Here is a 22828-nt window from a genome sequence, read left to right as displayed (position 1 = left end):
GCGCCCATGTGTCGTTCCGGGGCCCTCGACCCGGCATCCGCGTTTCGCCGGGCTCACATTCCGGCGATCAGCTTCTCCACCCGGTCGTCCACCGAACGGAACGGGTCCTTGCACAACACCGTCCGCTGTGCCTGGTCGTTGAGCTTCAGGTGCACCCAGTCGACGGTGAAGTCCCTGCGCTGCTCCTGCGCCCGCCGGATGAAGTCGCCGCGCAGCCGGGCCCGAGTGGTCTGCGGGGGCACCGACTTGCCCTCGAAGATCTTCAAGTCGTTGCAGATCCGGGTGGCTTGGCCCTTCTTCTCCAGCAGGTAGTACAGGCCACGACGGCGGTGGATGTCGTGGTAGGCGAGGTCTATCTGGGCGACCCGCGGATGCGACATGGTCATGTTGTGCTTGGCCCGGTACCGCTCGATGAGCTTGTACTTCATCACCCAGTCGATCTCGGTGCCGATGCGGTCGAGGTCCTCGCTCTCGATCGCGTCCAGCGTGCGGCCCCACAACTCCAGCACCTGCTCCACCGTGCCGGTGCGGATGCCGCGCCGCTCGCAGAAGTCCACGGCCTTCTCGTAGTACTCCCGCTGCACCTCGAGCGCCGAGGCCTCGCGGCCGCTGGCCAGGCGCACCTTGCGGCGGCCCGTGATGTCGTGGCTGACCTCGCGGATCGCCCGGATCGGGTTCTCCAGGGTCAGGTCGCGCATCACCGTGCCCGCCTCGATCATGCGCAGCACCAGGTCGGTCGCGCCCACCTTGAGCAGCATCGTCGTCTCGGACATGTTGGAGTCGCCGACGATGACGTGCAGTCGCCGGTAGCGCTCCGCGTCCGCGTGCGGCTCGTCGCGGGTGTTGATGATGGGACGCGAACGGGTGGTCGCCGAGGAGACGCCCTCCCAGATGTGCTCGGCCCGCTGGCTCACGCAGTACACCGCCCCGCGCGGGGTCTGCAGGACCTTGCCCGCCCCGCACAGGAGCTGCCTCGTGACCAGGAACGGGATGAGGATGTCCGCGAGGCGTGAGAACTCCCCGTGCCGTGCCACCAGATAGTTCTCGTGGCAGCCGTAGGAGTTGCCCGCCGAATCGGTGTTGTTCTTGAAGAGGTAGACGTCGCCCGCGATTCCCTCCTCGTGCAGGCGTCGTTCCGCGTCCACCAGGAGTCCTTCGAGAATGCGCTCGCCGGCCTTGTCGTGGGTGACCAGTTCGATCACATTGTCACACTCGGGTGTCGCGTATTCCGGGTGTGACCCCACGTCGAGATAGAGCCGGGCGCCGTTTCGCAGAAAGACATTGCTGCTGCGGCCCCATGACACGACACGGCGGAAGAGGTACCGCGCCACCTCGTCAGGCGACAGGCGGCGCTGTCCCCTGAACGTGCACGTGACGCCGTACTCGTTCTCCAGCCCGAAAATGCGGCGGTCCATGACTGAACATTACGCCCGATCCTCTGCGCTCAAACGAGGTTCGGCAGCACGATTCGGATCATTTTCCGATGAAGCGGCAACGACCGCCCGCCCAACGGGAGCTGTGAGGACCCGCCCGGTGAGCAGCAACACCAGCAACGACACGGCCCCGGCGGCCCCCGGCACCGCGAAACCCCACAGCGCGCCGCCCGCCTCGACCACCGGTCCTGCGACACCCGTTCCGACGGACGCGCCCACGGTGAACGTCGTCACCAGCCAGGAGAAGGCCTCCGTCACCGTGCCGGCCGGCGCGTGCCGGTCCACGATGATGAACGCGCAGGCGATGCACGGCGCCAGGAACACTCCCGACAGCACCGTCAGCGCCACCATGGGCACCGCTCCGGGCAACAGCATCAGCGGCAGGTAACACACCGCCAGCAGACCCACCAGCAGCCGCAGTCGCCGCTCCGGCGCGCCCGTCCACTGACGCGCGCCGTAGACGGCGCCACCGACCAGCGCGCCCAGGCCCAGAGCGGCCATCAGCCAGCCGTACACCGCGTCACCACCGTGGTCGTCGGCGTACGGCACCGCCGCCACCGTGATGGAACCCATGGCGACACCCACGAAGAGGAACGCGCCGAGCAGCGCCAGCAGACCGGGCGAGCGCAGCGCGCCCAGCCAGTGCGCCTCCCGCGGCGCCGAACGCCAGGCCCGCGAGGGCGGCGAGACGACCACGGACAGCGCGCCCAGCACCCCGATGCCGTTCAGCACCACCAGCGCCGCCTGCGCCGACCACAGCGAGACGCAGAGGGTCACGAGCAACGGGCCGACGGTGAACATCACTTCCTGCGCCACGGCGTCCATCGCGTACGCCGTGTGGACCTGCTCGTCCCTGCGCAGCACCGAGGGCCACAGCGCCCGCAGACCGCCCTCCAGCGGCGGGGTGAACAGCCCGGCCGCTGCCACGGAGGCGTACGCCAGGGCGGGCGGCTGCGTGCCGGTCAGGGCGAAGGCCGTCATCGCCAGCGCCGCGGCGAGCGCGGCGGGCAGCTGGACCCGGGGCTGTCCGTGCAGGTCCACCAGGCGTCCGAGCACGGGCTGGCCCACCGCGTTGGCCACGCCGTACACCGCCGCCAGCGCCCCCGCCAGGCTGTACGTGCCGCCCTCCGCGCGGACGAACAGCACGATGGCGATCGCCGCGGTGGCGTTGGGCAGCCGCCCCACGAGCGTGCCCGTCAGCAGCCGGGCGGCGTGCCTCGCCCTGAGGATCTCCAGGTATCCCCCGAATCCCACGGCCATCGCCCCGCCTTCCGCCGGTTCGCCCGAGGTGCTGGAGCAACCTCTGGTGTTACGTATAACTTCCTCGGTCATACGTACCATGTGCGCTGTTCACCAGTCCAGACGAAGGAGCGTCCCCGCGGTGGCCCGAAGCAGCACGCGCCCCACCAGCCGTGACGTCGCGCAGGCCGCCGGGGTGTCCCAGGCCGCCGTATCCCTGGTCCTCGGCGACAAATGGCGCGGGCGGGTGTCGCAGCCGACCGCCGAACGGGTGCGAAGGGCCGCCGAAGAACTCGGCTACCGGCCCAACCTCGCCGCCCGCAACCTGCGCCTGGGCCGCACCCGGACCGTGCTCCTGGTCGTCCCCGCGCTGACCACCGAGTTCTTCGCCGGCGTCTACACCGGCGCCGCCCGCGTCGCCGCCGAACGCGGCTTCGGCGTCGTGCTCTACCCCTCCCCCGAGGGCATCGGCCCGGCGCGCAACCCCTTCGCCTCCGCCCAGGCGGCGCTGGACGGCGTGATCGCCTCGTCCATGGCCGCCGGCGCGCTGACGGCGATCCGCGGCGACCAGCTCCCACTGGTCATGCTGGACAGCGACCCCGCGGGCAGCCTGGGCGCCGCGACGGTCAACCTGGACATCGCCGACGGCGTGCGCCAGGTCGCCGACCATCTGCTCGGACTCGGCCACCGGCGCTTCCTGCACCTCGCCGCGGACGTGGCCTCCTGGACCTTCGACGTGCGGGCGAGGGAGCTCGACGCCCGGGTGGGCGCGGTGCCCGGCACCACCGTGCGCACCGCCCGCGCCCCCATCTCCATCGAGGACGCCAGAGCCGCCACCGAGGCCGCCCTGAGCGCCCCCGGACCCCGGCCGACCGCGCTGGTCTGCGACGACGACAAGCTCGCCGCCGGCGCGTACAAGGCTCTGCGCCGCCTCGGCCTGCGCGTGCCGGACGACGTCTCCGTCACCGGCCTCGACGACCTCGCCCTGGCCACCGCCATCGACCCCGAGCTGACCACCGTCCGGCTGGACGCCGAGCTGTTCGGCGAACGGGGCATGCACGCCCTGCTGGCCGTCCTGGAGGGCCGCACTCCGACCGGCGGGGACATCCCCGTCGAACTCGTCGTGCGGGGCTCCACGGCGCCGCCCAGCCCCTCCTGATGTCCTCCGGCCCGAAAAACACCCGGGTGCCCCGGCCCTCAGCGGACCGGGGCACCCGGGAACGGGGCTACGGGATCGGGACTACTTCTCCTCGGAGCTGTCCTCGTCCGCGCTCTCCGCCTCGGTCGCCGCGCCGTCGGCCTCGAGCAGCCGGCCGAGCTGGCGTCCCACGATGCGCTTGAACTTGCGCTTCTGCGGACGCGTACGGTCCAGCACCGCCACCTCCAGGCGCTCGGCGGGGATCTCCCGCTCGCTGCCGTTGGTGTCGCGGGACAGGGCCTGCACGGCAAGCTTCAGCGCCTCGGCCAGCGACATGCCGTCCCGGTGACGCTGGTCCAGGTAGCCGCTGATCTGCTCGGCGTTGCCGCCGACCGCGACCGAGCCGTGCTCGTCCACGATCGAGCCGTCGTGCGGCAGCCGGTAGATCTGGTCGCCGTCCGGGGTCTCCCCCACCTCGGCGACCACCAACTCCACCTCGTAGGGCTTCTCCGCGGCGCTGGAGAAGATCGTGCCCAGCGTCTGGGCGTACACGTTCGCCAGGCCGCGCGCGGTCACGTCGTCCCGGTCGTAGGTGTAACCGCGCAGGTCGGCGTAGCGCACGCCGCCGATGCGCAGGTTCTCGTACTCGTTGTACTTGCCGGCCGCCGCGAATGCGATCCGGTCGTAGATCTCGCTGAACTTGTGCAGCGCGCGGGACGGATTCTCACCGACGAACACGATTCCGTCGGCGTACTGCAGCACGACCAGGCTGCGACCACGGGCGATGCCCTTGCGGGCGTACTCCGCCCGGTCGGCCATGGCCTGCTGAGGTGACACATAGAACGGCGTCGACACCGGTTATCCGTCCCTTTCTGTAGAAGTCACTGGATCACCCTGGACAAGAACGGCCACCGGCTACAGCAACGCGGCCCGCGGGCCGTCGGGCTGCTCCAGACGCCGCTGGAGCACCGAACGGGCGATCTCGGAGCACTCGTCCTCGGTGAGCCGGCGGAAGCCGTCCTCGGTGATCACGGTGACGATCGGATAGATCCGGCGGGCGACATCGGGACCACCGGTCGCCGAGTCGTCGTCTGCCGCGTCGTACAGGGCCTGCACCACGAGCGTCGTGGCCTCGGCCTCGGTCAGGTCCTCACGGAAGAGCTTCTTCATGGCGCCGCGCGCGAAGATCGAGCCTGAGCCGGTCGCCGCGAAGCCGTGCTCCTCGGAACGGCCGCCCGTCACGTCGTAGGAGAAGATCCGGCCCTTCTCGCGGTCCACGTCGTACCCCGCGAAGAGCGGGACCACGGCCAGCCCCTGCATGGCCATGCCCAGATTGGAGCGGATCATGGTCGACAGCCGGTTCGCCTTGCCCTCCAGCGAGAGCTGCGTCCCCTCGACCTTCTCGAAGTGCTCCAGCTCCAGCTGGAACAGCTTCACCATCTCCACCGCCAGACCCGCGGTGCCGGCGATGCCGACGGCCGAGTACTCATCGGCCGGGAACACCTTCTCGATGTCCCGCTGCGCGATCACGTTCCCCATCGTGGCCCGCCGGTCACCGGCCAGCACGACACCGCCCGGGAAGGCCACGGCCACGATGGTGGTCCCGTGCGGCGCCTCGATCACCCCCTGGGTGGGCGGCAGCCGCCGCTTGCCCGGAAGCATCTCCGGCTGGTGCTCGGCGAGAAAGTCCATGAACGAGGAGGACCCGGGCGTCAGGAAGGCAGCCGGTAGACGCCCGGTGCTACGAGTGTTGGCTTCCACGCGATTCCCTCCACGTAAGCAGCAGCCCGCCTTATGGCATCGGGCCGATCCTTGAACTGCCCCAGTGCAGCATTGCAGCTGAAGCACAGTACGCCACGGACCCTACCCGTCTCATGGCAGTGATCCACATGCTCTGGTGGAGCCGAGAGGCAAATACAGCAGACGCCTCCCTGAGAGGCGATCAACTCCTCACGCTCGGCTTCGGTGAGGCCGTACCGGCGCTTCAGGTGGTCCTGCCGCCCCCGGATGGCACGGCACGCCTTGCAGCGCGTCGACAGACCGTCCGACGCAGTCGCGTTGCGATGCCACTCACTGTGCGGCTTGACCTCACCACACGCCCGGCAGAGCTTGTGCCCGGCCGGGACCTCCACCTTCGCCCGAACCGACTTGCCCACGGCTTCCCGGCGGCGCCGGTAGTGCGCGGCGCTGTACTCCGCCACGCACTACCGGCAGTGCACCTGGAGGCCATCACGTCGATTCTTGTCCCGCGCGAATGCGGCAAGAGATAGCTCTCGCTTGCATTTCGTGCACTGTTTCGCGTTCGGCTCGCCGGCCACCCACACCCCCCGCGCCCACCTTCATTTCGAAAGGGGCCAGCCTAAACGACCTTCACTCTCCACCTTTTTGCACGAAGGAGCGCACGAAATCCTCGGCATTTTCCTCGAGTACGTCGTCGATCTCGTCCAGCACGGAGTCCACGTCGTCGCTCAGCTTCTCGTGGCGTTCCTTGAGGTCGTCCGCGGCCTGCGCGTCCTGGGACTGTTCCTCGACCTCCTCGGTGGAACGCGTGGCCTTCTGCTGTCCGCCGCCGGTGTCCTTCGTTGCCATAACCCTCACCCCGCTCAGTTCGCCCGACATGGTCGGCATTACGGCCGATCGGTGATGTTCCGACCCTACAAGCCGGGTCCGACATCGGCCCCGCACTTTCTCCAACGTACGAGGGCCACCTCGATGATTCCCTGCACCGGGGATTTCCACCCTGTACGGCCCGCTCGGTCCACGGTCCGCTCAGCCGCCGGAAAGCACCCTGACCAGGTCTTCGGCGGTACGGCAGCGGTCGAGGAGCTCCTTGACGTGATTACGCGTTCCGCGAAGTGGTTCCAGGGTTGGGACGCGCTGGAGCGAGTCCCGGCCCGGCAGATCGAAGATCACCGAGTCCCAGGAGGCCGCGGCGACGTCGTCCGCGTACTGTTCCAGGCAGCGGCCGCGGAAGTACGCACGTGTGTCCTCCGGCGGCTTCCTGCGGGCCCGGTCCACCTCGGCCTCGTCCAGCAGGCGCTTGATGCGTCCACGGGCCACCAGACGGTTGTACAGGCCCTTGTCGGGGCGTACGTCCGCGTACTGGAGGTCGACGAGGTGGAGGCGGGCGGCGTCCCAGTCGAGGCCGTCACGGCGCCGGTAGCCCTCCATGAGCTCACGCTTGGCGACCCAGTCCAGCTCGCCGGCCAGGCTCATCGGGTCGTTCTCCAGCCGGTTGAGGGTGTCCTCCCAGCGGGACAGCACGTCCTTGGTCTGCTCGTCGGCGTCCGCGCCGAACCGCTCCTCCACGTACTTGCGCGACAGCTCGTAGTACTCCATCTGGAGCTGCACCGCGGTGAGCGTCCGGCCGCTGCGCAGCGTGATCACACGCTTGAGACCCGGGTCGTGGGAGACTTGGTGGAGCGTGCGGACGGGCTGGTCGACGGCCAGGTCCACGGCGATGAAGCCGTCCTCGATCATGGACAGGACCAGCGCGGTCGTGCCCAGCTTGAGGTAGGTGGAGATCTCCGAGAGGTTGGCGTCGCCGATGATCACGTGCAGGCGCCGGTACTTCTCCGCGTCGGCGTGCGGCTCGTCGCGCGTGTTGATGATCGGCCGCTTGAGCGTGGTCTCCAGGCCGACCTCGACCTCGAAGTAGTCCGCGCGCTGGCTGAGCTGGAAGCCGTGCTCGTGGCCGTCCTGGCCGATGCCGACGCGTCCCGCGCCCGTGATGACCTGGCGGGAGACGAAGAAGGGCGTGAGGTGGCGCACGATGTCGGAGAACGCGGTCTCCCGCTTCATCAGGTAGTTCTCGTGCGTGCCGTAGGAGGCGCCCTTGTTGTCGGTGTTGTTCTTGTAGAGGTGGATCGGCTGGGCGCCGGGGAGCTGGGCCGCCCGCTCCGCCGCCTCGGCCATGATCCGTTCGCCGGCCTTGTCCCACAGGACGGCGTCGCGCGGGTTGGTGACCTCGGGCGCGCTGTACTCCGGGTGGGCATGGTCGACGTAGAGCCGTGCGCCATTGGTGAGGATGACGTTGGCCAGGCCGATGTCCTCGTCGGTGAGCTGGCTGGCGTCGGCCGCCTCACGGGCGAGGTCGAAGCCGCGGGCGTCCCGCAGCGGATTCTCCTCCTCGAAGTCCCAGCGGGCCCGGCGGGCCCGGTGCATGGCCGCCGCGTAGGCGTTGACGATCTGGGATGAGGTGAGCATGGCATTGGCATTGGGGTGGCCGGGGACGGAGATCCCGTACTCCGTCTCGATGCCCATTACTCGCCGTACGGTCATGCGGCCCTCCTTGCCCGGCGGCGCCCTCGGTCGTGGGCGTCGCTCAAGTACCGCTCGTGCCCGGGTGCCTGTGCGGTGCCCGTCCCCGCACTGCGCGACCCGGCGGTACGAAAGAGCCTAGAACGCCTTTGCGCTGGTGGGGAGATCATTTGCGTCATTGCCTGCTCCATGCGGTGTCCCCGGAAACAGCCGACTGCGGGTACCCCGTGGAGGGCACCCGCAGCCACCCTGCTTTTACAGGTACTGACCAGTATTGGCCACCGTGTCGATGGAGCGTCCGGTGTCCGCGCCCTGCTTTCCGGTGATGAGGGTGCGGATGTAGACGATCCGCTCGCCCTTCTTTCCGGAGATCCGGGCCCAGTCGTCCGGGTTGGTGGTGTTCGGCAGGTCCTCGTTCTCCTTGAACTCGTCCACGCACGCCTGGAGCAGGTGGGAGACGCGGAGGCCCTTCTGGTTCTTCTCGAGGAAGTCCTTGATCGCCATCTTCTTGGCGCGGCCCACGATGTTCTCGATCATGGCGCCGGAATTGAAGTCCTTGAAATACAGGACTTCCTTGTCGCCATTGGCGTAGGTGACCTCCAGGAAGCGGTTCTCCTCGGTTTCGGCGTACATGTGTTCCACCGCGGTCTGGATCATGCCCTGGACCGTGATGTCCTTGTCGCCGCCGTGTTCCGCGAGGTCGTCCGAGTGCAGCGGGAGGCGCTCGGTGAGGTACTTCCCGAAGATGTCCTTCGCCGCCTCGGCGTCCGGACGCTCGATCTTGATCTTCACATCGAGGCGGCCGGGCCGCAGGATGGCGGGGTCGATCATGTCCTCGCGGTTGGAGGCGCCGATCACGACCACGTTCTGCAGGCCCTCCACACCGTCGATCTCGGCGAGCAGCTGGGGGACGATGGTGTTCTCCACGTCCGAGCTGACGCCGGAGCCGCGGGTGCGGAAGAGGGACTCCATCTCGTCGAAGAAGACGATGACGGGAGTGCCCTCGCTCGCCTTCTCCCGGGCCCGCTGGAAGACCAAGCGAATCTGCCGCTCGGTCTCGCCGACGTACTTGTTCAGCAGCTCCGGGCCCTTGATGTTGAGGAAGAAGCTCTTGCCCGCCGCCTGCCCGGTGACCTCGGCGACCTTCTTGGCGAGCGAGTTCGCGACGGCCTTGGCGATGAGCGTCTTGCCGCATCCGGGGGGTCCGTAGAGCAGGACGCCCTTCGGCGGGCGCAGCTCGTGCTCCTTGAACAGGTCCGGGTAGAGGTAGGGCAGCTCGACGGCGTCGCGGATGGCCTCGATCTGGTTGCCCAGGCCGCCGATCTGCTCGTAGCCGATGTCGGGCACCTCTTCGAGGACGAGTTCCTCGACCTCGCTCTTGGGCACGACCTCGTAGACGTAGCCGGACCTGGGTTCGAGCAGGAGGGCGTCGCCGGGGCGGATGGTGACGTCCAGCAGCGGCTCGGCGAGCCGTACCACCCGCTCCTCGTCGGTGTGCCCGAGCACCAGGGCCCGCTCGCCGTCCTCGAGGATCTCCTTGAGGGTGACGATGTCGCCGACGCGCTCGAACTCCATGGCCTCGACCACGTTGAGCGCTTCGTTGAGCATCACTTCCTGGCCGCGCCTGAGCTCGTCGAGCTCGACGCTGGGGCTGACGTTCACCCGGAGCTTGCGGCCGCCGGTGAAGATGTCGGCGGTGCCGTCCTCGATGGCCTGCAGGAAGACTCCGAAGCCGGCCGGCGGCTGGGCGAGCCGGTCGACCTCTTCCTTGAGGGCCACGATCTGGTCGCGGGCCTCGCGGAGGGTGTTCGCGAGCCGTTCGTTCTGCGCGGAGACGCCGGCCAGGTTGGTCTGCAACTCGACGATCCGCTCTTCGAGAATCCTCGTGTGACGCGGAGAGTCGGCGAGCTTGCGGCGCAGGACGGCGATCTCCTGCTCAAGGTAGGCGATCTGCCCGGCCGGGTCTTCGGACCCGCGTCCCGGGCGGATGCCGCGGTTCATGTCGTCGTCGTGGGCTGCCACGGTCCTCACCTCCTCCAAGGGGAGCTGGACGCTTCCAGACCCTACCTGGGTGGGTGTCGATTGAAACCCCTAGATCACAAAGACTGTCGGGGTGTGTCCGATCTTCACCCTTGCGCTCTCCCTCACGCCAGGGGAATACCCACCGAACATGATTGGAAAGCGGGCAGGGGTAGGGTCGACATGTTCAACACCCGTCAGAGCTGGCCGGATTCCCGTACGGCTCGACGTGATACGGCAGGAGAGATGACCGTGCAGCAGCAGACCTCGGACGGCGGCGAGGCCCTGGAGGTCTGGATCGACCAGGACCTGTGTACCGGCGACGGCATCTGCGCGCAGTACGCACCCGAGGTGTTCGAGCTGGACATCGACGGTCTGGCCTATGTGAAGAGCCCGGAGGACGAGCTCCTTCAGGAGGCCGGAGCGGCAACGCCCGTGCCCCTTCCGCTCCTCACGGACGTGGTGGACTCGGCCAAGGAGTGTCCGGGCGAGTGCATCCATGTGCGCCGCGTCTCGGACCGGGTCGAGGTGTACGGACCTGACGCGGGGTGACAACCCCGGCGCAAGGCGTCACCATTGTCTGTTTTCTCACATTTTCCGGGAATGCGGCCGCGGTGCGCTCAGATGCCGCGCGCCCCGGCGTCCGTGGAGCGGACGAACGCGCCGTTCTGCCACCGCCACTTCACGCTGTCCTTGAGGTCGGGGCAGCAATTGGGCACGTCGGGCGAGGAGTAGCCGAGCAGGGTGGCGGTCACGGCGCCATCACGGACGGCGAAGTCCGTGACCGAGTACCGGTCCTTGGGCTCCACGAGGGTGGCGACCACGCGCGGCTCGGCGGCGTCGGCGGACCGGGTCAGGACGTAGACGGCGTCGGGCGGGGTGCCCATCGCGGCGTCGCAGTGCACCACGGCCACGGTCTCCGGCCGGCCGTCCCCGTCGAGGTCCCCGGAGGCCTTCTTCGCCACCACGGCCCGCACCGGGCCGCAGTCGATCGGGAAGGTCACGCCGGTGGTGCCCGGGGCCGCCGCGCCGGCGGGGGCCGAGTGCGTGCGGGCCCCCTGCGGCTGGGCGGCCGTGGCCGCGCCGGGCTGCACGAGCGAGGAGAGGGCCACCACGCCGGCGACCGCGGTCGCGGTGGCCATCCAGTGGATGGGGCGGGTGTGCGTGTGGGCCAGTTCCGGAACGGCGGACTGCTGCACTAGGAGCATCTCCTGCGAGGGCTGTGCCGGTGGGGGTGGCCAGCATCGTGCCACACGTCACAGTTCGTGGGAACGGCGGGGTGGGGGTCAACCCGAGGGCGCCGTGGTGGAGTTCCCCGCGGTCGTCGGGAACTCCACCACGGCGCCCTTGTGTTGCGCGTGGTGGCGGCCGTGTCAGCGGGTCGCGCCGCCGTCGGCGTTGGGGCCCTCGTAGTCCTCGCCGTAGGCGCCCTTGGCGGGCCGGCGGCGGCGCATGGGCGGCTCGACGCCGTCCGCGAGCCGGCGGGCGGTGAGCAGGAAGCCGGTGTGGCCGATCATGCGGTGGTCCGGGCGGACGGCCAGGCCCTCGATGTGCCAGTTGCGGATCATCGTCTCCCAGGCGGTCGGCTCGTTGAAGCAGCCGATCTCGCGGATGGACTCCACGGTCCGGGCGAGCTGGGTGGTGGTCGCGACGTAGCAGCACAGGATGCCGCCCGGGACGAGCGCCTTGGAGACGGCCTCCAGGCACTCCCAGGGGGCGAGCATGTCGAGGATGACGCGGTCGACGTCGGTGTCGGACAGGTTGTCCTGGAGGTCTCCGACGGTGAGCTGCCAGGCGGGGTGCGGGCCGCCGAAGTAGCGCTCCACGTTCGCCTGGGCGATCTCGGCGAAGTCGGCGCGGCGCTCGTAGCTGTGCAGCATGCCCTGGTCGCCGATGGCCCGCAGCAGGAAGCTGCTGAGCGAGCCGGAGCCGACGCCGGCCTCCACGACGCGCGCGCCGGGGAAGATGTCGGCGAAGGCGAGGATCTGCCCCGCGTCCTTGGGGTATACGACGGCTGCCCCGCGGGGCATGGACAGGACGTAGTCGGGGAGCAGGGGGCGCAGCGCGAGGTAGGCGACGTTGCCGGTGGTGCGGACAACGCTGCCCTCGGGTGCGCCGATCAGTTCGTCGTGCGGGAAGGAACCTTTGTGGGTGTGGAAGTTCTTCCCGGCCTCGAGCGTGAACGTGTAGTGGCGGCCCTTGGGGTCGGTCAGCTGTACCTGGTCCCCGACCTTGAAGGGCCCGCGGCGGCGGGCGGCACCGGTCGGTTCGGACATGTGACCAGCCTACCGGTCCCCGGCGGGCCCTCCGACCACGCGCAGGGGCGTGCGCGGAGGCCTACGCGGAGGCCGACGGGCGGGCCATGGCCCTCACGAAGGCGCGCTCCACGTCGGCCGCGGACAGCACGCCGTAGATCTCGCCGCTCGCCTCGACCACGAGGTACTCGGTCGCCGGGGTGGCGCGCAGCACGTCCAGGAGGTCCTCGCCGGCGAGTTCGGCGGGGACGCGCATGCCGTCGGTGAGCTCCTGGGCGAGTTCGCTGGCGTAGACCCAGGGGCGGCGGTGCTCGGGTACGCCGACGATGGCGGACTCGCGGACGAGGGAGAGCGGCTCGCCGTGGCCGTCGACGACGACCAGGGCGCGGGCGCCGGCGGCGTTGGCGCGGCGCAGGGCCTCGGCCAGGGAGGTGTTGGTCTCGATCGGGACGGCACGGCGGGTGAGGGCGCGGGCGCGCAGCTCGGGGAGGTGTTCGCGCAGCCGGGCCATGCGCAGGCTGTTGCCTGCGCCGGTCCAGATGATCGCGGCCAGGATGGCCGCGAGCAGGGCGTTGGTGACGGTGCCCACGCCGACGCTGTCCTCGGCGGTGCCGCCGAGGGCGCCGGACTGGGTGAACAGCGGCAGTCCGATCAGCACGGCGACGGCGAGCGCGCGGCCCACCCAGGCGGCGGCGACGGTGCCGCTCATCGGTCTGCCGGTGATCTTCCAGACGACGGCGCGCAGCATGCGGCCGCCGTCCAGCGGCAGGCCGGGCAGCAGGTTGAAGGCGGCGACGATGAGGTTGGAGATCATCAGGCCGGCCAGCAGGACGCCGACGACGGTGCCGCGTTCGAAGGGCCGAAGGGCGACGTAGAAGACGCCGGCGAGGATCAGTGAGAGCAGCGGGCCGACGAAGGCGAGCACGAACTCGCGGCCGGGGGTCTCGGCCTCCTTCTCGATCTCGGAGACGCCGCCGAAGAACTGGAGCTGGATGCGGCGGACCGGGAGCTTGAAGCGGAGGGCGGCGATGGTGTGGGCGAGTTCGTGGACGAGGACGGAGCCGTAGAAGGCGACCGCGAAGAAGAGGGCGACGAGGTAGCGGGCGGCGCCGAGCTCGGGCAGCACCCGGTCGAGCTGGCCGCCGAACACCCAGGTGATCAGCGCGGCGACGAGGAACCAGCTCGGAGCCACGTAGACGGGCACGCCGAAGGGCCGCCCCATGAGGAGCCCGCCCCCGGGCTCGTTCGGGCGCCGCGGCGGCTCCTGCCCGGTCCGTGAACGGGCCGGTGTGCGATCGGGGTGGGGCTCGGGGGGCTTGCGGTCGCCGGGCACGCGTGGGCGGTCGCCGGGCACGGGGGCCGGGTTCGCGGCCCGGGCTCCGGTGTCGCTCCCGGCGGCCGGGTCGCCGCCGTGGGCGTAGCCGCGCTCGGGGTGGGCGCCGCGGCGGGCGTCGTCGATGCCGGACGGCTCCTGCGGGGCGCCTCCGGAGGCGGACGGCTCTGGGGCGTCGCCGGCGGCGGGTGGGTCCTGCGGGGCGTCGCCGGAGCGTTCCGGCTCCTCAGTCCCCTTTGCCTGCTGCGCCTCCCGGCCCTCCTGCGTCGGCTCTTCCGGCCCGGCCTCCGCTCCGGTGGCGGGGGCGCCGGTCCGCGGGGACGACTCGGTCGGGGCCGCGTCGGCCGGCTCGGCGCCCGGGCCCACGGAGTCGGGGGCGGGGCCCACAGGGCCCGTGCGGCGATCTGCCGACTCGTCCTTGCCGGAACGCGGCTGTCCGCTCCCGCCGCTCACGTCCACGGTGTCCCCTCGTTCGAAGCAGTCTCCCGTACCTGACGGCCGGAAGGTCTCGGGTCGATGGTATGCGGCCGTGACGACCGCTCACGCCCGGCACCCATGTGTTTTCCCCTCTTCGCCCACAACATGACCGTCCCCGGGTCACTGTCAGTGGCGGGCCGTAGGGTCTGGGGCATGGAGACGAGCACGGAGGGCGAGCCCGGCACCCCGCACAACGCCGTCGGGCCGGGACCCTCACCCCACAACGCACCGGGGACCGCCGGGTCGCGCCCGCCCGCACCGGCCCCGACGCCGGACGCGGGCCGGACAACGGTCCCGGCGCAGACGGGCGGCGGCGAGGCAGGCGGGGAAGAGGGCTCGGGTGGGCGCGCCGGGCGGGTCGTCGTGCCGCCCAGTTCCCTGTCTCCCTCACGGGCCGGGGACTTCATGCAGTGTCCGCTGCTGTACCGGTTCCGGGTGATCGACCGGTTGCCGGAGAAGCCGAGCGAGGCGGCGACCAGGGGCACGCTGGTGCACGCCGTGCTGGAGCGACTGTTCGACGCGCCCGCCGCGGAGCGGACCGCGCCGCGGGCCAGGGCGCTGGTTCCGGGCCAGTGGCAGCGGCTGCGCGAGGCGCGGCCCGAGCTGGTGGAGCTGTTCGCCGACGACACCGGCGGCGAGCGGCTGGCGGGCTGGCTGGCGGAGGCGGAGCGGCTGGTGGAGCGCTGGTTCACGCTGGAGGACCCGACCCGTCTCGAACCGGCCGAGCGGGAGCTGTTCGTCGAGGCCGAGCTGGACTCCGGGCTGACGCTGCGCGGCATCATCGACCGGGTGGACGTGGCGCCCACGGGCGAGGTGCGGATCGTCGACTACAAGACGGGCAAGGCGCCCCGCCCCGAGTACGCCGAGGGCGCGCTGTTCCAGATGAAGTTCTACGCCCTGGTGGTGTGGCGGCTGAAGAAGGTCCTGCCGCGGCGGCTGCAACTGGTGTACCTGGGCAGCGGTGACGTACTGACCTACGACCCGGTCCCCGCCGACCTGGAGCGGGTGGAGCGCAAGCTGCTGGCGCTGTGGGAGGCGATCCGGCTGGCCACCGAGACCGGTGACTGGCGGCCGCGCCCCACCAAGCTGTGCGGCTGGTGCGACCACCGGGCCCACTGCCCGGAGTTCGGCGGCACTCCCCCGCCCTATCCGCTGCCGGTGAGGGCGGAGGAGTCCGGCAGCGAGGCGCAGGGCAGAATGGGGCCGGGCTAGCGAAGGAGACTCACGTGGCCATCCGCGTCCTACTGGTCGACGACCAGCCGCTGCTGCGCACCGGGTTCCGGATGATCCTGGAGGCGGAGCAGGACATCGCGGTCGTGGGCGAGGCCGGAGACGGTCTGCAGGCCCTGGACCAGGTGCGGGCCCTTCAGCCCGACGTGGTGCTGATGGACATCCGCATGCCGCGGATGGACGGCGTGGAGGCGACCCGGCAGATCACCGGCCCGGAGCGGAACGGTCCGGCGAAGGTGCTGGTACTGACCACCTTCGACCTCGACGAGTACGTGGTGGAGGCGCTGCGCGCCGGCGCCAGCGGCTTCCTGCTCAAGGACGCGCCGGCCAACGAGCTGGTGCAGGCGATCCGGGTGGTCGCGGCCGGCGAGGCAATGCTGGCGCCGAGCATCACACGCCGGCTGCTGGACAAGTACGCCACGCACCTGCCCTCCGGCGAGGAGCCGGTGCCGGACACGCTGCACACCCTCACCGACCGTGAGGTGGAGGTGCTGAAGCTGGTGGCGCGCGGGTTGTCCAACGCGGAGATCGCCGCGGATCTGTTCGTCAGCGAGACGACGGTCAAGACCCATGTCGGGCATGTGCTGACGAAGCTGGGGCTGCGCGACCGCGTGCAGGCCGCGGTGTACGCGTACGAGAGCGGGCTGGTGCGCCCCGGCGCGCAGTAGCGGGCGGCCCCGCCACCCGGCACGACGACGAAGGGCGCCCCTCCCGGAGGACCGGGAGGGGCGCCCTTGCGTCGCGGCTCTGCTCGCGGGTCAGCCGCTCACACCGCGGCCGAGCTCCCAGAGCTGGAGCGTCGCCGAGGAGTTGATGGCGTACGCGGTGCCCGTGATGTTGTCGCGGGCGGCGACGTACTGCTTGCCCTGCCACAGCGGGATCAGCGGGACCTCGCTGGCCACGATGTCCTGAATCTTCGTCAGGCTGGTGGACGCGGAGAGCCGGTCGGCCTGTCGACGGGACTGCGGGATCAGGGTGTTGCGGACCACGTTGTTGGTGTACGGCGAGTTGAGGATGTTGTCCTTGTCGAGGAACGGCGCCAGGTAGTTGTCGGCGTCCGGGAAGTCCGGGAACCAGCCCATGCCGTAGACGTCGTACTTGCCCTTCTTCTCCGCCGGGCGGAAGACGTCCCAGGGGGTGCCCTGGATGTCGACGTCGAACAGGCCGCTGTCGTTGAGCTGCTGGCGAAGGACCTCGAATTCCTTCTTGGTGGCCGGGCCGTAGTGGTCCGTCGTGTAGTGCATCGTCAGCTTCACCGGGGTGGTGACTCCGGCCTTCTCCAGCGCCGAGCGGGCCTTGGTCACGTCCGGGTCGCCGTACCGGTTGAAGAAGGCGTTGGAGTGACCGGTGATGGTGGCCGGGACCAGCGAGTACAGCGGCTCGGCCTGAGTGCCGTAGACCTCGGAGACGAGTTCGCTGCGGTTGATGACCTGGGCCATGGCCTCACGCACGGCCTCGGTCTTCACCGTCGGCGCGTCGGTGTTGAAGGCCAGATAGCGGATCTCCAGGCCGGCCGTCTCGACGAGGCCGACCTTGCTGTCCTTGCTGGCGGTCGACAGCTTCTGGATCTGCTCGGGCGCCATGGTGCGGGTCATGACGTCGATGTCGCCCTTGTCCAGCGCGGCACCCATGGCGTCGGTGTCCGGGAAGGAGCGGAGCTCCGCCTTGTCGTTGTTGAGCTTGAACGTCCCCTGGTAGTTGGGGTTCTTGGTGAAGACCGCGTCGACCATCTCGCCGTTCTTGACGTTGGCCTTCATGGTGTACGGACCGGAGCCGTCCACGGCGAAGCCGTCGCGGAGCTTGTCCTTGTCGTAGTCCTTGGGGTTGACGATGCCCGCGACGGGCGTCGACAACTTGTACGGGAAGATGGCGTCGGCCGTGTTGAGGTGGAAGATGACCTCACGGTCGCCCTGGGTCTCCACGGTGTCCACGGTGGAGAGAAGGCTGCCCGGACCGCCCTCGACCTTGATGGTGAGGGCGCGGTCGATGGAGAACTTCACGTCGGCCGCGGTGATGGGCTCGCCGCTCGCGAACTTGAGGCCCTCGCGCAGGGTGCAGGCGTAGCGCTCGTTGCCACTGTCCGTGAAGCCGCACTTCTCGGCCGCCTCGGGGACGGGGTCACCGTCGCCCTTGGGCTGGACCATCAGAGTCTGCACGGTCTGGCGCAGGATGTTCCAGGTGCCGACGTCGTAGGCGTACACCGGATCGATGGGCGCCGGGGCCTCCTCGTCAGCGATGAACCGGTCCGTGGTGCCGACGACGATCGCGTTGCCGCTCTCGCTGCCGCTGTCGGCACCACCGCACGCGGCGAGAACCGGCGCGAGCAGACCGACCACGGCCGGCAGCACCAAAGTCTTGCGGTTCATGCTCGAGTTTCTCCAGAGCTGTCATGTCTGTGTATCCGGCGTGCAGGGTGTCGCGACGGATCACAGGGGCAAGGTCGATGTTCTCGCGACGAGATTAGTCCCCCGTCGCAGGACCGTTAGCGTTGAACGGAGTTGAGTTCCCATCACGCTGCGGAACCGGGTGTGGACGGACCGGAAACCCGTCACCGGAAGGATTCGTGCAGCGTCCCACCAAACGGGACACAAGGACGCGCGTACGGCATCCGAGAGGCGGCGGAAGGCACGCTCCAGGCCTCTTGTCGACCCCCCAGGGAGTGGGGAACGTCACACGCACATGTAGGGAGACGAGTACCGGAATTCGGCCATACGGCGAGCTGTGAATTCGTTCGGACAGCCGGTAAGGGGGCTTTTCCCGTGCGGCTTGGCACGCTGGGTGAACGGTTAGCGCATTTCCGTCATCAGGCCGCGCAGAAATGACAGGTTCACGTCCTCGAGGCTGGGGACGACGGTCCGCCGGAAGGCCGGGGGGATGGGGGCGACCGAGGGAACGGCGACGACCCGGCAGCCCGCGGCCTCGGCGGCGGCGACTCCGGTGGCGGTGTCCTCGATCACTGCGCACCGGGTCGGGTCGGCGCCGAGGCCGGCGGCGGCCAGCAGGTAGGGGTCGGGGTGCGGCTTGGTGCGCGAGACCTCGTCGCCCGCCACGGACAGGGCGAAGTGCTGGGGGCCGAGCGAGGTCAGTACCCGGTCGATGATGCGGCGGTGGGAGGCGGAGACCAGGGCGGTGGGGATCCCCTGCTCGGACAGCTCGGCCAGCAGCCGGGCGGCGCCCGGCATCAGGGGCAGTGCGCCGTCGATGCGGGCCTCGAAGCCCTGGTTGAGCAGGGTGGTGATCTCGGCGATGGTGACCGCGGCGCCGGTGGCCTCGATGAGGAAGCCCGCGCTGCGGGTCATGGGGCCGCCGACGACGACGTGTCTCCAGGACTCGTCGAGCGTGTGTCCGAGGGCGGCGAAGACCTCCACCTCGACGTCCCACCAGAAGCCCTCGGTGTCCACCAGGGTTCCGTCCATGTCCAGGAGCACGGCCTGAAGGGCCGATCCTTCGGCCATACGGGTTCCGAGCGCTGGTACCGTGCTGGTCATCCGCGCATACCTCCTCGAGGGACGATCAGGCCGGTTCCCATACGGGGAACCGGCCTGCGATGGACCGATAATTGTACGACGCCCACAACCGAAACGCGCGCACGAACCGCCGCGCCGGCCCCGGCCCACGAAGGCGGGGGCCGCACCCGCGCAGACGGCCGGCGCGGGGCCCGCTGACCGCCGCACTGGTCCCCGGGGCGGCCCTGCCGCCGCGGGGACCAGGGGAAACCCGGGTCAGCGTGCGTTGAAGTACTTGGCTTCCGGGTGATGGATAACGATGGCGTCGGTGGACTGCTCGGGGTGGAGCTGGAACTCCTCGGAGAGGTGGACGCCGATGCGCTCGGGGCTCAGGAGATCGGCGATCTTGGCGCGGTCCTCCAGATCGGGGCAGGCGCCGTAGCCGAGGGAGAAGCGGGCGCCCCGGTACTTCAGGGCGAACATGTCCTCCATGTCGGCCGGGTCCTCACCGGCGAAGCCCAGCTCGGCGCGCACGCGGGCGTGCCAGTACTCGGCGAGCGCCTCGGCCAGTTGCACGGACAGCCCGTGCAGCTCCAGGTAGTCACGGTAGGAGTCGGCGGCGAACAGCCGCGCGGTCTCCTCGCCGATCCTGGAGCCGACGGTGACCACCTGGAAGCCGACCACGTCCTGCTCCCCCGACTCCTCCGGGCGGAAGAAGTCCGCCAGGCACAGCCGGCGGCCGCGGCGCTGGCGGGGGAAGGTGAAGCGGGTGCGCTCGTTGCCCCGCTCGTCCAGGATGATCAGGTCGTCGTCCTTGGACACACAGGGGAAGTAGCCGTAGACCACCGCGGCCTCCAGCAGGTTGTCCGTCTGGAGCCGCTCCAGCAGTCCGCGCAGCCGGGGCCTGCCCTCGGTCTCGACGAGCTCCTCGTAGGTGGGCCCGGCGCCGGTGCGGGCCTGCTTCAGCCCCCACTGGCCCTTGAACAGGGCGCCCTCGTCCAGCCAGGACGCGTACTCCTTGAGCTGGATGCCCTTGATCACCCGGGTGCCCCGGAACGGCGGCTCCGGGACCGGGTTGTCGGTGGCCACGTCGGAGCGTACGTGGCCCTCCTCCGGCCGCTGCTCCTCGACGACCTGGGCGGTGGCGGTCCGCACCCGGCGCTGCCTGAGTTCGGGCAGCTTCGCGCCGGGCACGCCCCGCTTGACCCCGATCAGGGCGTCCATCAGGCGCAGCCCCTCGAACGCGTCACGGGCGTAGCGGACCTCCCCGTCGTACAGCTCGTGCAGGTCCTGCTCGACGTAGGCGCGGGTCAGGGCGGCGCCGCCGAGGATGACCGGGTAACCGGTCGCCAGGCCGCGGGCGTTGAGCTCCTCCAGGTTCTCCTTCATGATCACCGTGGACTTCACCAGCAGCCCGGACATGCCGATCACGTCGGCCCTGTGCTCCTCGGCGGCCTCCAGGATGGCCGAAACGGGCTGCTTGATACCGAGGTTGACCACGTTGTAGCCGTTGTTGGACAGGATGATGTCGACGAGGTTCTTGCCGATGTCGTGCACATCGCCGCGGACGGTCGCCAGCACGATCGTGCCCTTGCCCGCCTCGTCGGTCTTCTCCATGTGCGGCTCCAGGTGGGCGACCGCGGTCTTCATCACCTCGGCCGACTGGAGCACGAACGGCAGTTGCATCTGGCCGGAGCCGAACAGCTCACCGACCACCTTCATGCCGTCCAGCAGGGTGTCGTTGACGATGTCCAGGGCCTTGCGCGTGCGCAGGGCGTCGTCCAGGTCCCGCTCCAGGCCGTTCTTCTCGCCGTCGATGATCCGCCGCTTGAGCCGCTCCTCCAGCGGCAGCGCGGCCAGTTCCTCGGCCTTGCCGGCCTTCAGCGACTTCGCCGTGGCGCCCTCGAAGAGCTGCATGAGCTTCTGCAGCGGGTCGTAGCCCTCGCGGCGGCGGTCGTGGATCAGGTCGAGCGCGGTGGTGACCTGCTCCTCGTCGAAGCGGGCGATCGGCAGGATCTTGCTCGCGTGCACGATCGCCGAGTCCAGGCCGGCCTTGACGCACTCGTCCAGGAACACGCTGTTCAGCAGGATCCGGGCGGCCGGGTTCAGACCGAAGGAGATGTTCGAAAGGCCCAGCGTGGTCTGCACCAGCGGGTGGCGGCGCTTCAGCTCCCTGATGCCCTCGATGGTGGCCACACCGTCGCCACGGGACTCCTCCTGGCCGGTGCAGATGGTGAAGGTCAGGCAGTCGACGAGGATGTCCTCCTCGCGGATGCCCCAGTTGCCGGTCAGGTCCGCGATCAGCCGCTCGGCGATCTCCACCTTCTTCTCGGCGGTACGGGCCTGGCCCTCCTCGTCGATGGTCAGCGCGATCAGCGCCGCCCCGTGCTCCCGCGCCAGGGCCGTCACCCGGGCGAACCGCGACTCGGGCCCGTCGCCGTCCTCGTAGTTCACCGAGTTGATCACCGCGCGGCCGCCGAGCTGCTCGAGGCCCGCCCGGATCACGTCGACCTCGGTGGAGTCCAGCACGATCGGCAGTGTCGAGGCCGTGGCGAAGCGGCCCGCCAGCTCCCGCATGTCCGCGACCCCGTCCCGGCCGACGTAGTCCACGCACAGGTCCAGCATGTGCGCGCCCTCGCGGATCTGCTCGCGTGCCAGTTCCACGCAGTCGTCCCAGCGGCCCTCGAGCATGGACTCTCGGAACTTCTTCGAGCCGTTGGCGTTCGTCCGCTCGCCGATCGCCAGGTAGGCGGTGTCCTGGCGGAAGGGCACGGTCTGGTACAGGGAGGCCGCGCCCGGTTCCGGGCGGGGGCTGCGCTCCACCGGGGACAGGTCCCGCACCCGCTCGACCACCTGGCGCAGGTGCTCCGGCGTGGTGCCGCAGCAGCCGCCCACGAGGGACAGTCCGTAGTCGCGGACGAAGTGCCCCTGGGCGTCGGCCAGCTCCGGGGCCGTCAGCGGGTAGTGCGCGCCGTCCTTGGTGAGCACGGGGAGGCCGGCGTTCGGCATGCACGACAGCGGGATGCGCGCGTGCCGGGACAGGTAGCGCAGGTGCTCGCTCATCTCGGCGGGGCCGGTCGCGCAGTTCAGGCCGATCATGTCGACGCCGAGCGGCTCCAGTGCGGTCAGGGCGGCGCCGATCTCCGAGCCCAGCAGCATGGTGCCGGTCGTCTCCACCGTCACCGACACGATCAGCGGGACCTCGTACCCGGCGGTCTCCATCGCGCGGCGGGCCGCGATGACGGACGCCTTGGTCTGGAGCAGGTCCTGGGTGGTCTCCACCAGCAGCGCGTCCGCGCCCCCGGCGAGCAGGCCCTCGGCGTTCTGCCGGTAGGCGTCGCGGATGGCGGCGAAGGTGGTGTGGCCGAGCGTCGGCAGCTTCGTGCCCGGGCCCATGGAGCCCAGCACCCAGCGCGGGCGGCCGTCACCGGCGGTGAACGCGTCCGCCGTCTCGCGGGCGATGCGGGCGCCCGCCTCGGACAGCTCGGCGACCCGCTCGGCGATGTCGTACTCGCCCAGGGCGGTCAGGTTGGCCCCGAACGTGTTGGTCTCCACGCAGTCCACTCCGACCTCGAAGTAGGCCGAGTGGACCGAACGGACGATGTCGGGGCGGGTCGCGTTCAGGACCTCGTTGCAGCCCTCCAGCTGCTGGAAGTCGTCCAGCGAGGGCTCCTGGGCCTGGAGCATGGTGCCCATCGCTCCGTCGGCGACCACCACACGGGTGGCGAGTGCCTCACGCAGGGCGGACGCGCGGGTCCGGCTGTCGGCGGAAGGGGTCGGCGGCAACGAGGCCATGAAAGGGCTCCCTTGGGGTGCGACGGCTGTCGGCTTTGCGCCTTCCCGGGACGCGAGCAGGGCTCTGCCCGGGCCGGGGCGCACGTCGCCAGGGTAGCCGGGACCGGCCGCTGACGGACGCGGCGTCCACCAAGCGGACGAGGATGATGGCCGGAACACCCCGGGTGGCGGGTCGGGCACCAGGTCCCGGCCGGCCATTGGCG

At 70.1% G+C, this 22828-nt stretch carries 17 protein-coding genes and 1 pseudogene; 4 read left to right on the top strand and 14 right to left on the bottom strand.

Going from position 1 to position 22828, the window contains the following annotated elements; all coding sequences use genetic code 11:
* Nucleotides 1–53 precede the first annotated feature (53 nt).
* Both pafA and ACF09J_RS15795 read right to left on the bottom strand, forming a co-directional pair.
* Nucleotides 54–1415, bottom strand: coding sequence for a Pup--protein ligase (gene pafA / locus ACF09J_RS15800; protein WP_059125684.1), 1362 nt, complete (start codon nt 1413–1415; stop codon nt 54–56).
* A gap of 9 nt (nt 1416–1424) precedes the next feature.
* Nucleotides 1425–2693, bottom strand: a complete 1269-nt coding sequence (locus ACF09J_RS15795) for an MFS transporter (RefSeq protein ID WP_392305991.1) — start codon at nt 2691–2693, stop codon at nt 1425–1427.
* A gap of 121 nt (nt 2694–2814) precedes the next feature.
* Between ACF09J_RS15795 and ACF09J_RS15790 the strand changes: the two genes are divergently transcribed.
* Nucleotides 2815–3831 (top strand): LacI family DNA-binding transcriptional regulator, encoded by a 1017-nt coding sequence (locus tag ACF09J_RS15790; protein WP_392305990.1) that lies wholly within the window; start codon nt 2815–2817, stop codon nt 3829–3831.
* 81 nt (nt 3832–3912) lie between these two features.
* On the opposite strand, the gene prcA is transcribed toward ACF09J_RS15790, so the two are convergent.
* The 6 genes and pseudogenes from prcA to arc form a co-directional block, all read right to left on the bottom strand.
* Nucleotides 3913–4665 (bottom strand): proteasome subunit alpha, encoded by a 753-nt coding sequence (prcA, locus tag ACF09J_RS15785; protein ID WP_392305989.1) that lies wholly within the window; start codon nt 4663–4665, stop codon nt 3913–3915.
* A 60-nt stretch (nt 4666–4725) separates the two neighbouring features.
* On the bottom strand, nt 4726–5571 hold the full coding sequence (gene prcB / locus ACF09J_RS15780; RefSeq protein ID WP_392305988.1) for a proteasome subunit beta: 846 nt from the start codon (nt 5569–5571) through the stop codon (nt 4726–4728).
* Nucleotides 5523–6128 (bottom strand): annotated as a pseudogene (locus ACF09J_RS15775) (endonuclease VII domain-containing protein). The gene prcB and the pseudogene ACF09J_RS15775 overlap by 49 nt, the downstream one beginning before the upstream one ends.
* A 52-nt stretch (nt 6129–6180) precedes the next feature.
* Nucleotides 6181–6399 carry a ubiquitin-like protein Pup gene (locus ACF09J_RS15770; protein WP_141362521.1) on the bottom strand — a complete coding sequence of 73 codons (219 nt, stop codon included), beginning with the start codon at nt 6397–6399 and terminating at the stop codon, nt 6181–6183.
* A 180-nt stretch (nt 6400–6579) separates the two neighbouring features.
* Nucleotides 6580–8091 (bottom strand): depupylase/deamidase Dop, encoded by a 1512-nt coding sequence (gene dop / locus ACF09J_RS15765; protein ID WP_392305987.1) that lies wholly within the window; start codon nt 8089–8091, stop codon nt 6580–6582.
* A gap of 234 nt (nt 8092–8325) precedes the next feature.
* Complete coding sequence (gene arc, locus ACF09J_RS15760) at nt 8326–10092, bottom strand: proteasome ATPase (protein WP_392305986.1); 1767 nt, start codon at nt 10090–10092, stop codon at nt 8326–8328.
* A 243-nt stretch (nt 10093–10335) separates the two neighbouring features.
* Here arc and ACF09J_RS15755 point away from each other — a divergent pair, with 243 nt between their 5' ends.
* The gene (locus tag ACF09J_RS15755; RefSeq protein ID WP_392305985.1) at nt 10336–10641 is read left to right on the top strand and encodes a ferredoxin; all 306 of its coding nucleotides are present in this window, start codon (nt 10336–10338) and stop codon (nt 10639–10641) included.
* Nucleotides 10642–10709: 68 nt separating this feature from the next.
* On the opposite strand, the gene ACF09J_RS15750 is transcribed toward ACF09J_RS15755, so the two are convergent.
* The 3 genes from ACF09J_RS15750 to ACF09J_RS15740 all read right to left on the bottom strand — a co-directional run bounded on the left by ACF09J_RS15750 (nt 10710) and on the right by ACF09J_RS15740 (nt 14136).
* Nucleotides 10710–11288 carry a hypothetical protein gene (locus ACF09J_RS15750; protein WP_392305984.1) on the bottom strand — a complete coding sequence of 193 codons (579 nt, stop codon included), beginning with the start codon at nt 11286–11288 and terminating at the stop codon, nt 10710–10712.
* Nucleotides 11289–11462: 174 nt separating this feature from the next.
* Nucleotides 11463–12365 carry a tRNA (adenine-N1)-methyltransferase gene (locus tag ACF09J_RS15745; protein ID WP_392305983.1) on the bottom strand — a complete coding sequence of 301 codons (903 nt, stop codon included), beginning with the start codon at nt 12363–12365 and terminating at the stop codon, nt 11463–11465.
* A 61-nt stretch (nt 12366–12426) separates the two neighbouring features.
* Complete coding sequence (locus ACF09J_RS15740; protein ID WP_392305982.1) at nt 12427–14136, bottom strand: site-2 protease family protein; 1710 nt, start codon at nt 14134–14136, stop codon at nt 12427–12429.
* A 171-nt stretch (nt 14137–14307) separates the two neighbouring features.
* On the opposite strand from ACF09J_RS15740, the gene ACF09J_RS15735 reads away from it, so the two are divergent.
* The gene (locus ACF09J_RS15735) at nt 14308–15366 is read left to right on the top strand and encodes a RecB family exonuclease (protein WP_392305981.1); all 1059 of its coding nucleotides are present in this window, start codon (nt 14308–14310) and stop codon (nt 15364–15366) included.
* A 14-nt stretch (nt 15367–15380) separates the two neighbouring features.
* Nucleotides 15381–16052 (top strand): response regulator transcription factor, encoded by a 672-nt coding sequence (locus ACF09J_RS15730; RefSeq protein WP_225076125.1) that lies wholly within the window; start codon nt 15381–15383, stop codon nt 16050–16052.
* Nucleotides 16053–16142: 90 nt separating this feature from the next.
* Here the strand turns inward: ACF09J_RS15730 and ACF09J_RS15725 are convergent, their stop codons facing one another.
* From ACF09J_RS15725 to metH, 3 genes are all read right to left on the bottom strand, one after another.
* Nucleotides 16143–17750, bottom strand: a complete 1608-nt coding sequence (locus tag ACF09J_RS15725; protein WP_392305980.1) for an ABC transporter substrate-binding protein — start codon at nt 17748–17750, stop codon at nt 16143–16145.
* A 420-nt stretch (nt 17751–18170) separates the two neighbouring features.
* Entirely contained in the window at nt 18171–18872 is a 702-nt protein-coding gene (locus tag ACF09J_RS15720; RefSeq protein WP_392305979.1) for an HAD family hydrolase, read from the bottom strand.
* 234 nt (nt 18873–19106) lie between these two features.
* Nucleotides 19107–22625, bottom strand: coding sequence for a methionine synthase (metH, locus tag ACF09J_RS15715; protein WP_392305978.1), 3519 nt, complete (start codon nt 22623–22625; stop codon nt 19107–19109).
* Nucleotides 22626–22828 lie beyond the last annotated feature (203 nt).

The sequence above is a fragment of the Streptomyces sp. NPDC014889 genome (assembly GCF_043081205.1).
Classification (GTDB): domain Bacteria; phylum Actinomycetota; class Actinomycetes; order Streptomycetales; family Streptomycetaceae; genus Streptomyces.
This window is presented reverse-complemented; position numbering and strand designations above follow the sequence as displayed.

Excerpts from the sequence above, each read along its gene's own strand:
- pafA (WP_059125684.1), bottom strand. The coding sequence starts at position 1,415 with ATGGACCGCCGCATTTTCGGGCTGGAGAACGAGTACGGCGTCACGTGC.
- ACF09J_RS15795 (WP_392305991.1), bottom strand. The coding sequence starts at position 2,693 with ATGGCCGTGGGATTCGGGGGATACCTGGAGATCCTCAGGGCGAGGCAC.
- ACF09J_RS15770 (WP_141362521.1), bottom strand. The coding sequence starts at position 6,399 with ATGGCAACGAAGGACACCGGCGGCGGACAGCAGAAGGCCACGCGTTCC.
- dop (WP_392305987.1), bottom strand. The coding sequence starts at position 8,091 with ATGACCGTACGGCGAGTAATGGGCATCGAGACGGAGTACGGGATCTCC.
- ACF09J_RS15755 (WP_392305985.1), top strand. The coding sequence starts at position 10,336 with ATGACCGTGCAGCAGCAGACCTCGGACGGCGGCGAGGCCCTGGAGGTC.
- ACF09J_RS15745 (WP_392305983.1), bottom strand. The coding sequence starts at position 12,365 with ATGTCCGAACCGACCGGTGCCGCCCGCCGCCGCGGGCCCTTCAAGGTC.
- ACF09J_RS15735 (WP_392305981.1), top strand. The coding sequence starts at position 14,308 with ATGGAGACGAGCACGGAGGGCGAGCCCGGCACCCCGCACAACGCCGTC.
- ACF09J_RS15725 (WP_392305980.1), bottom strand. The coding sequence starts at position 17,750 with ATGAACCGCAAGACTTTGGTGCTGCCGGCCGTGGTCGGTCTGCTCGCG.
- ACF09J_RS15720 (WP_392305979.1), bottom strand. The coding sequence starts at position 18,872 with ATGACCAGCACGGTACCAGCGCTCGGAACCCGTATGGCCGAAGGATCG.
- metH (WP_392305978.1), bottom strand. The coding sequence starts at position 22,625 with ATGGCCTCGTTGCCGCCGACCCCTTCCGCCGACAGCCGGACCCGCGCG.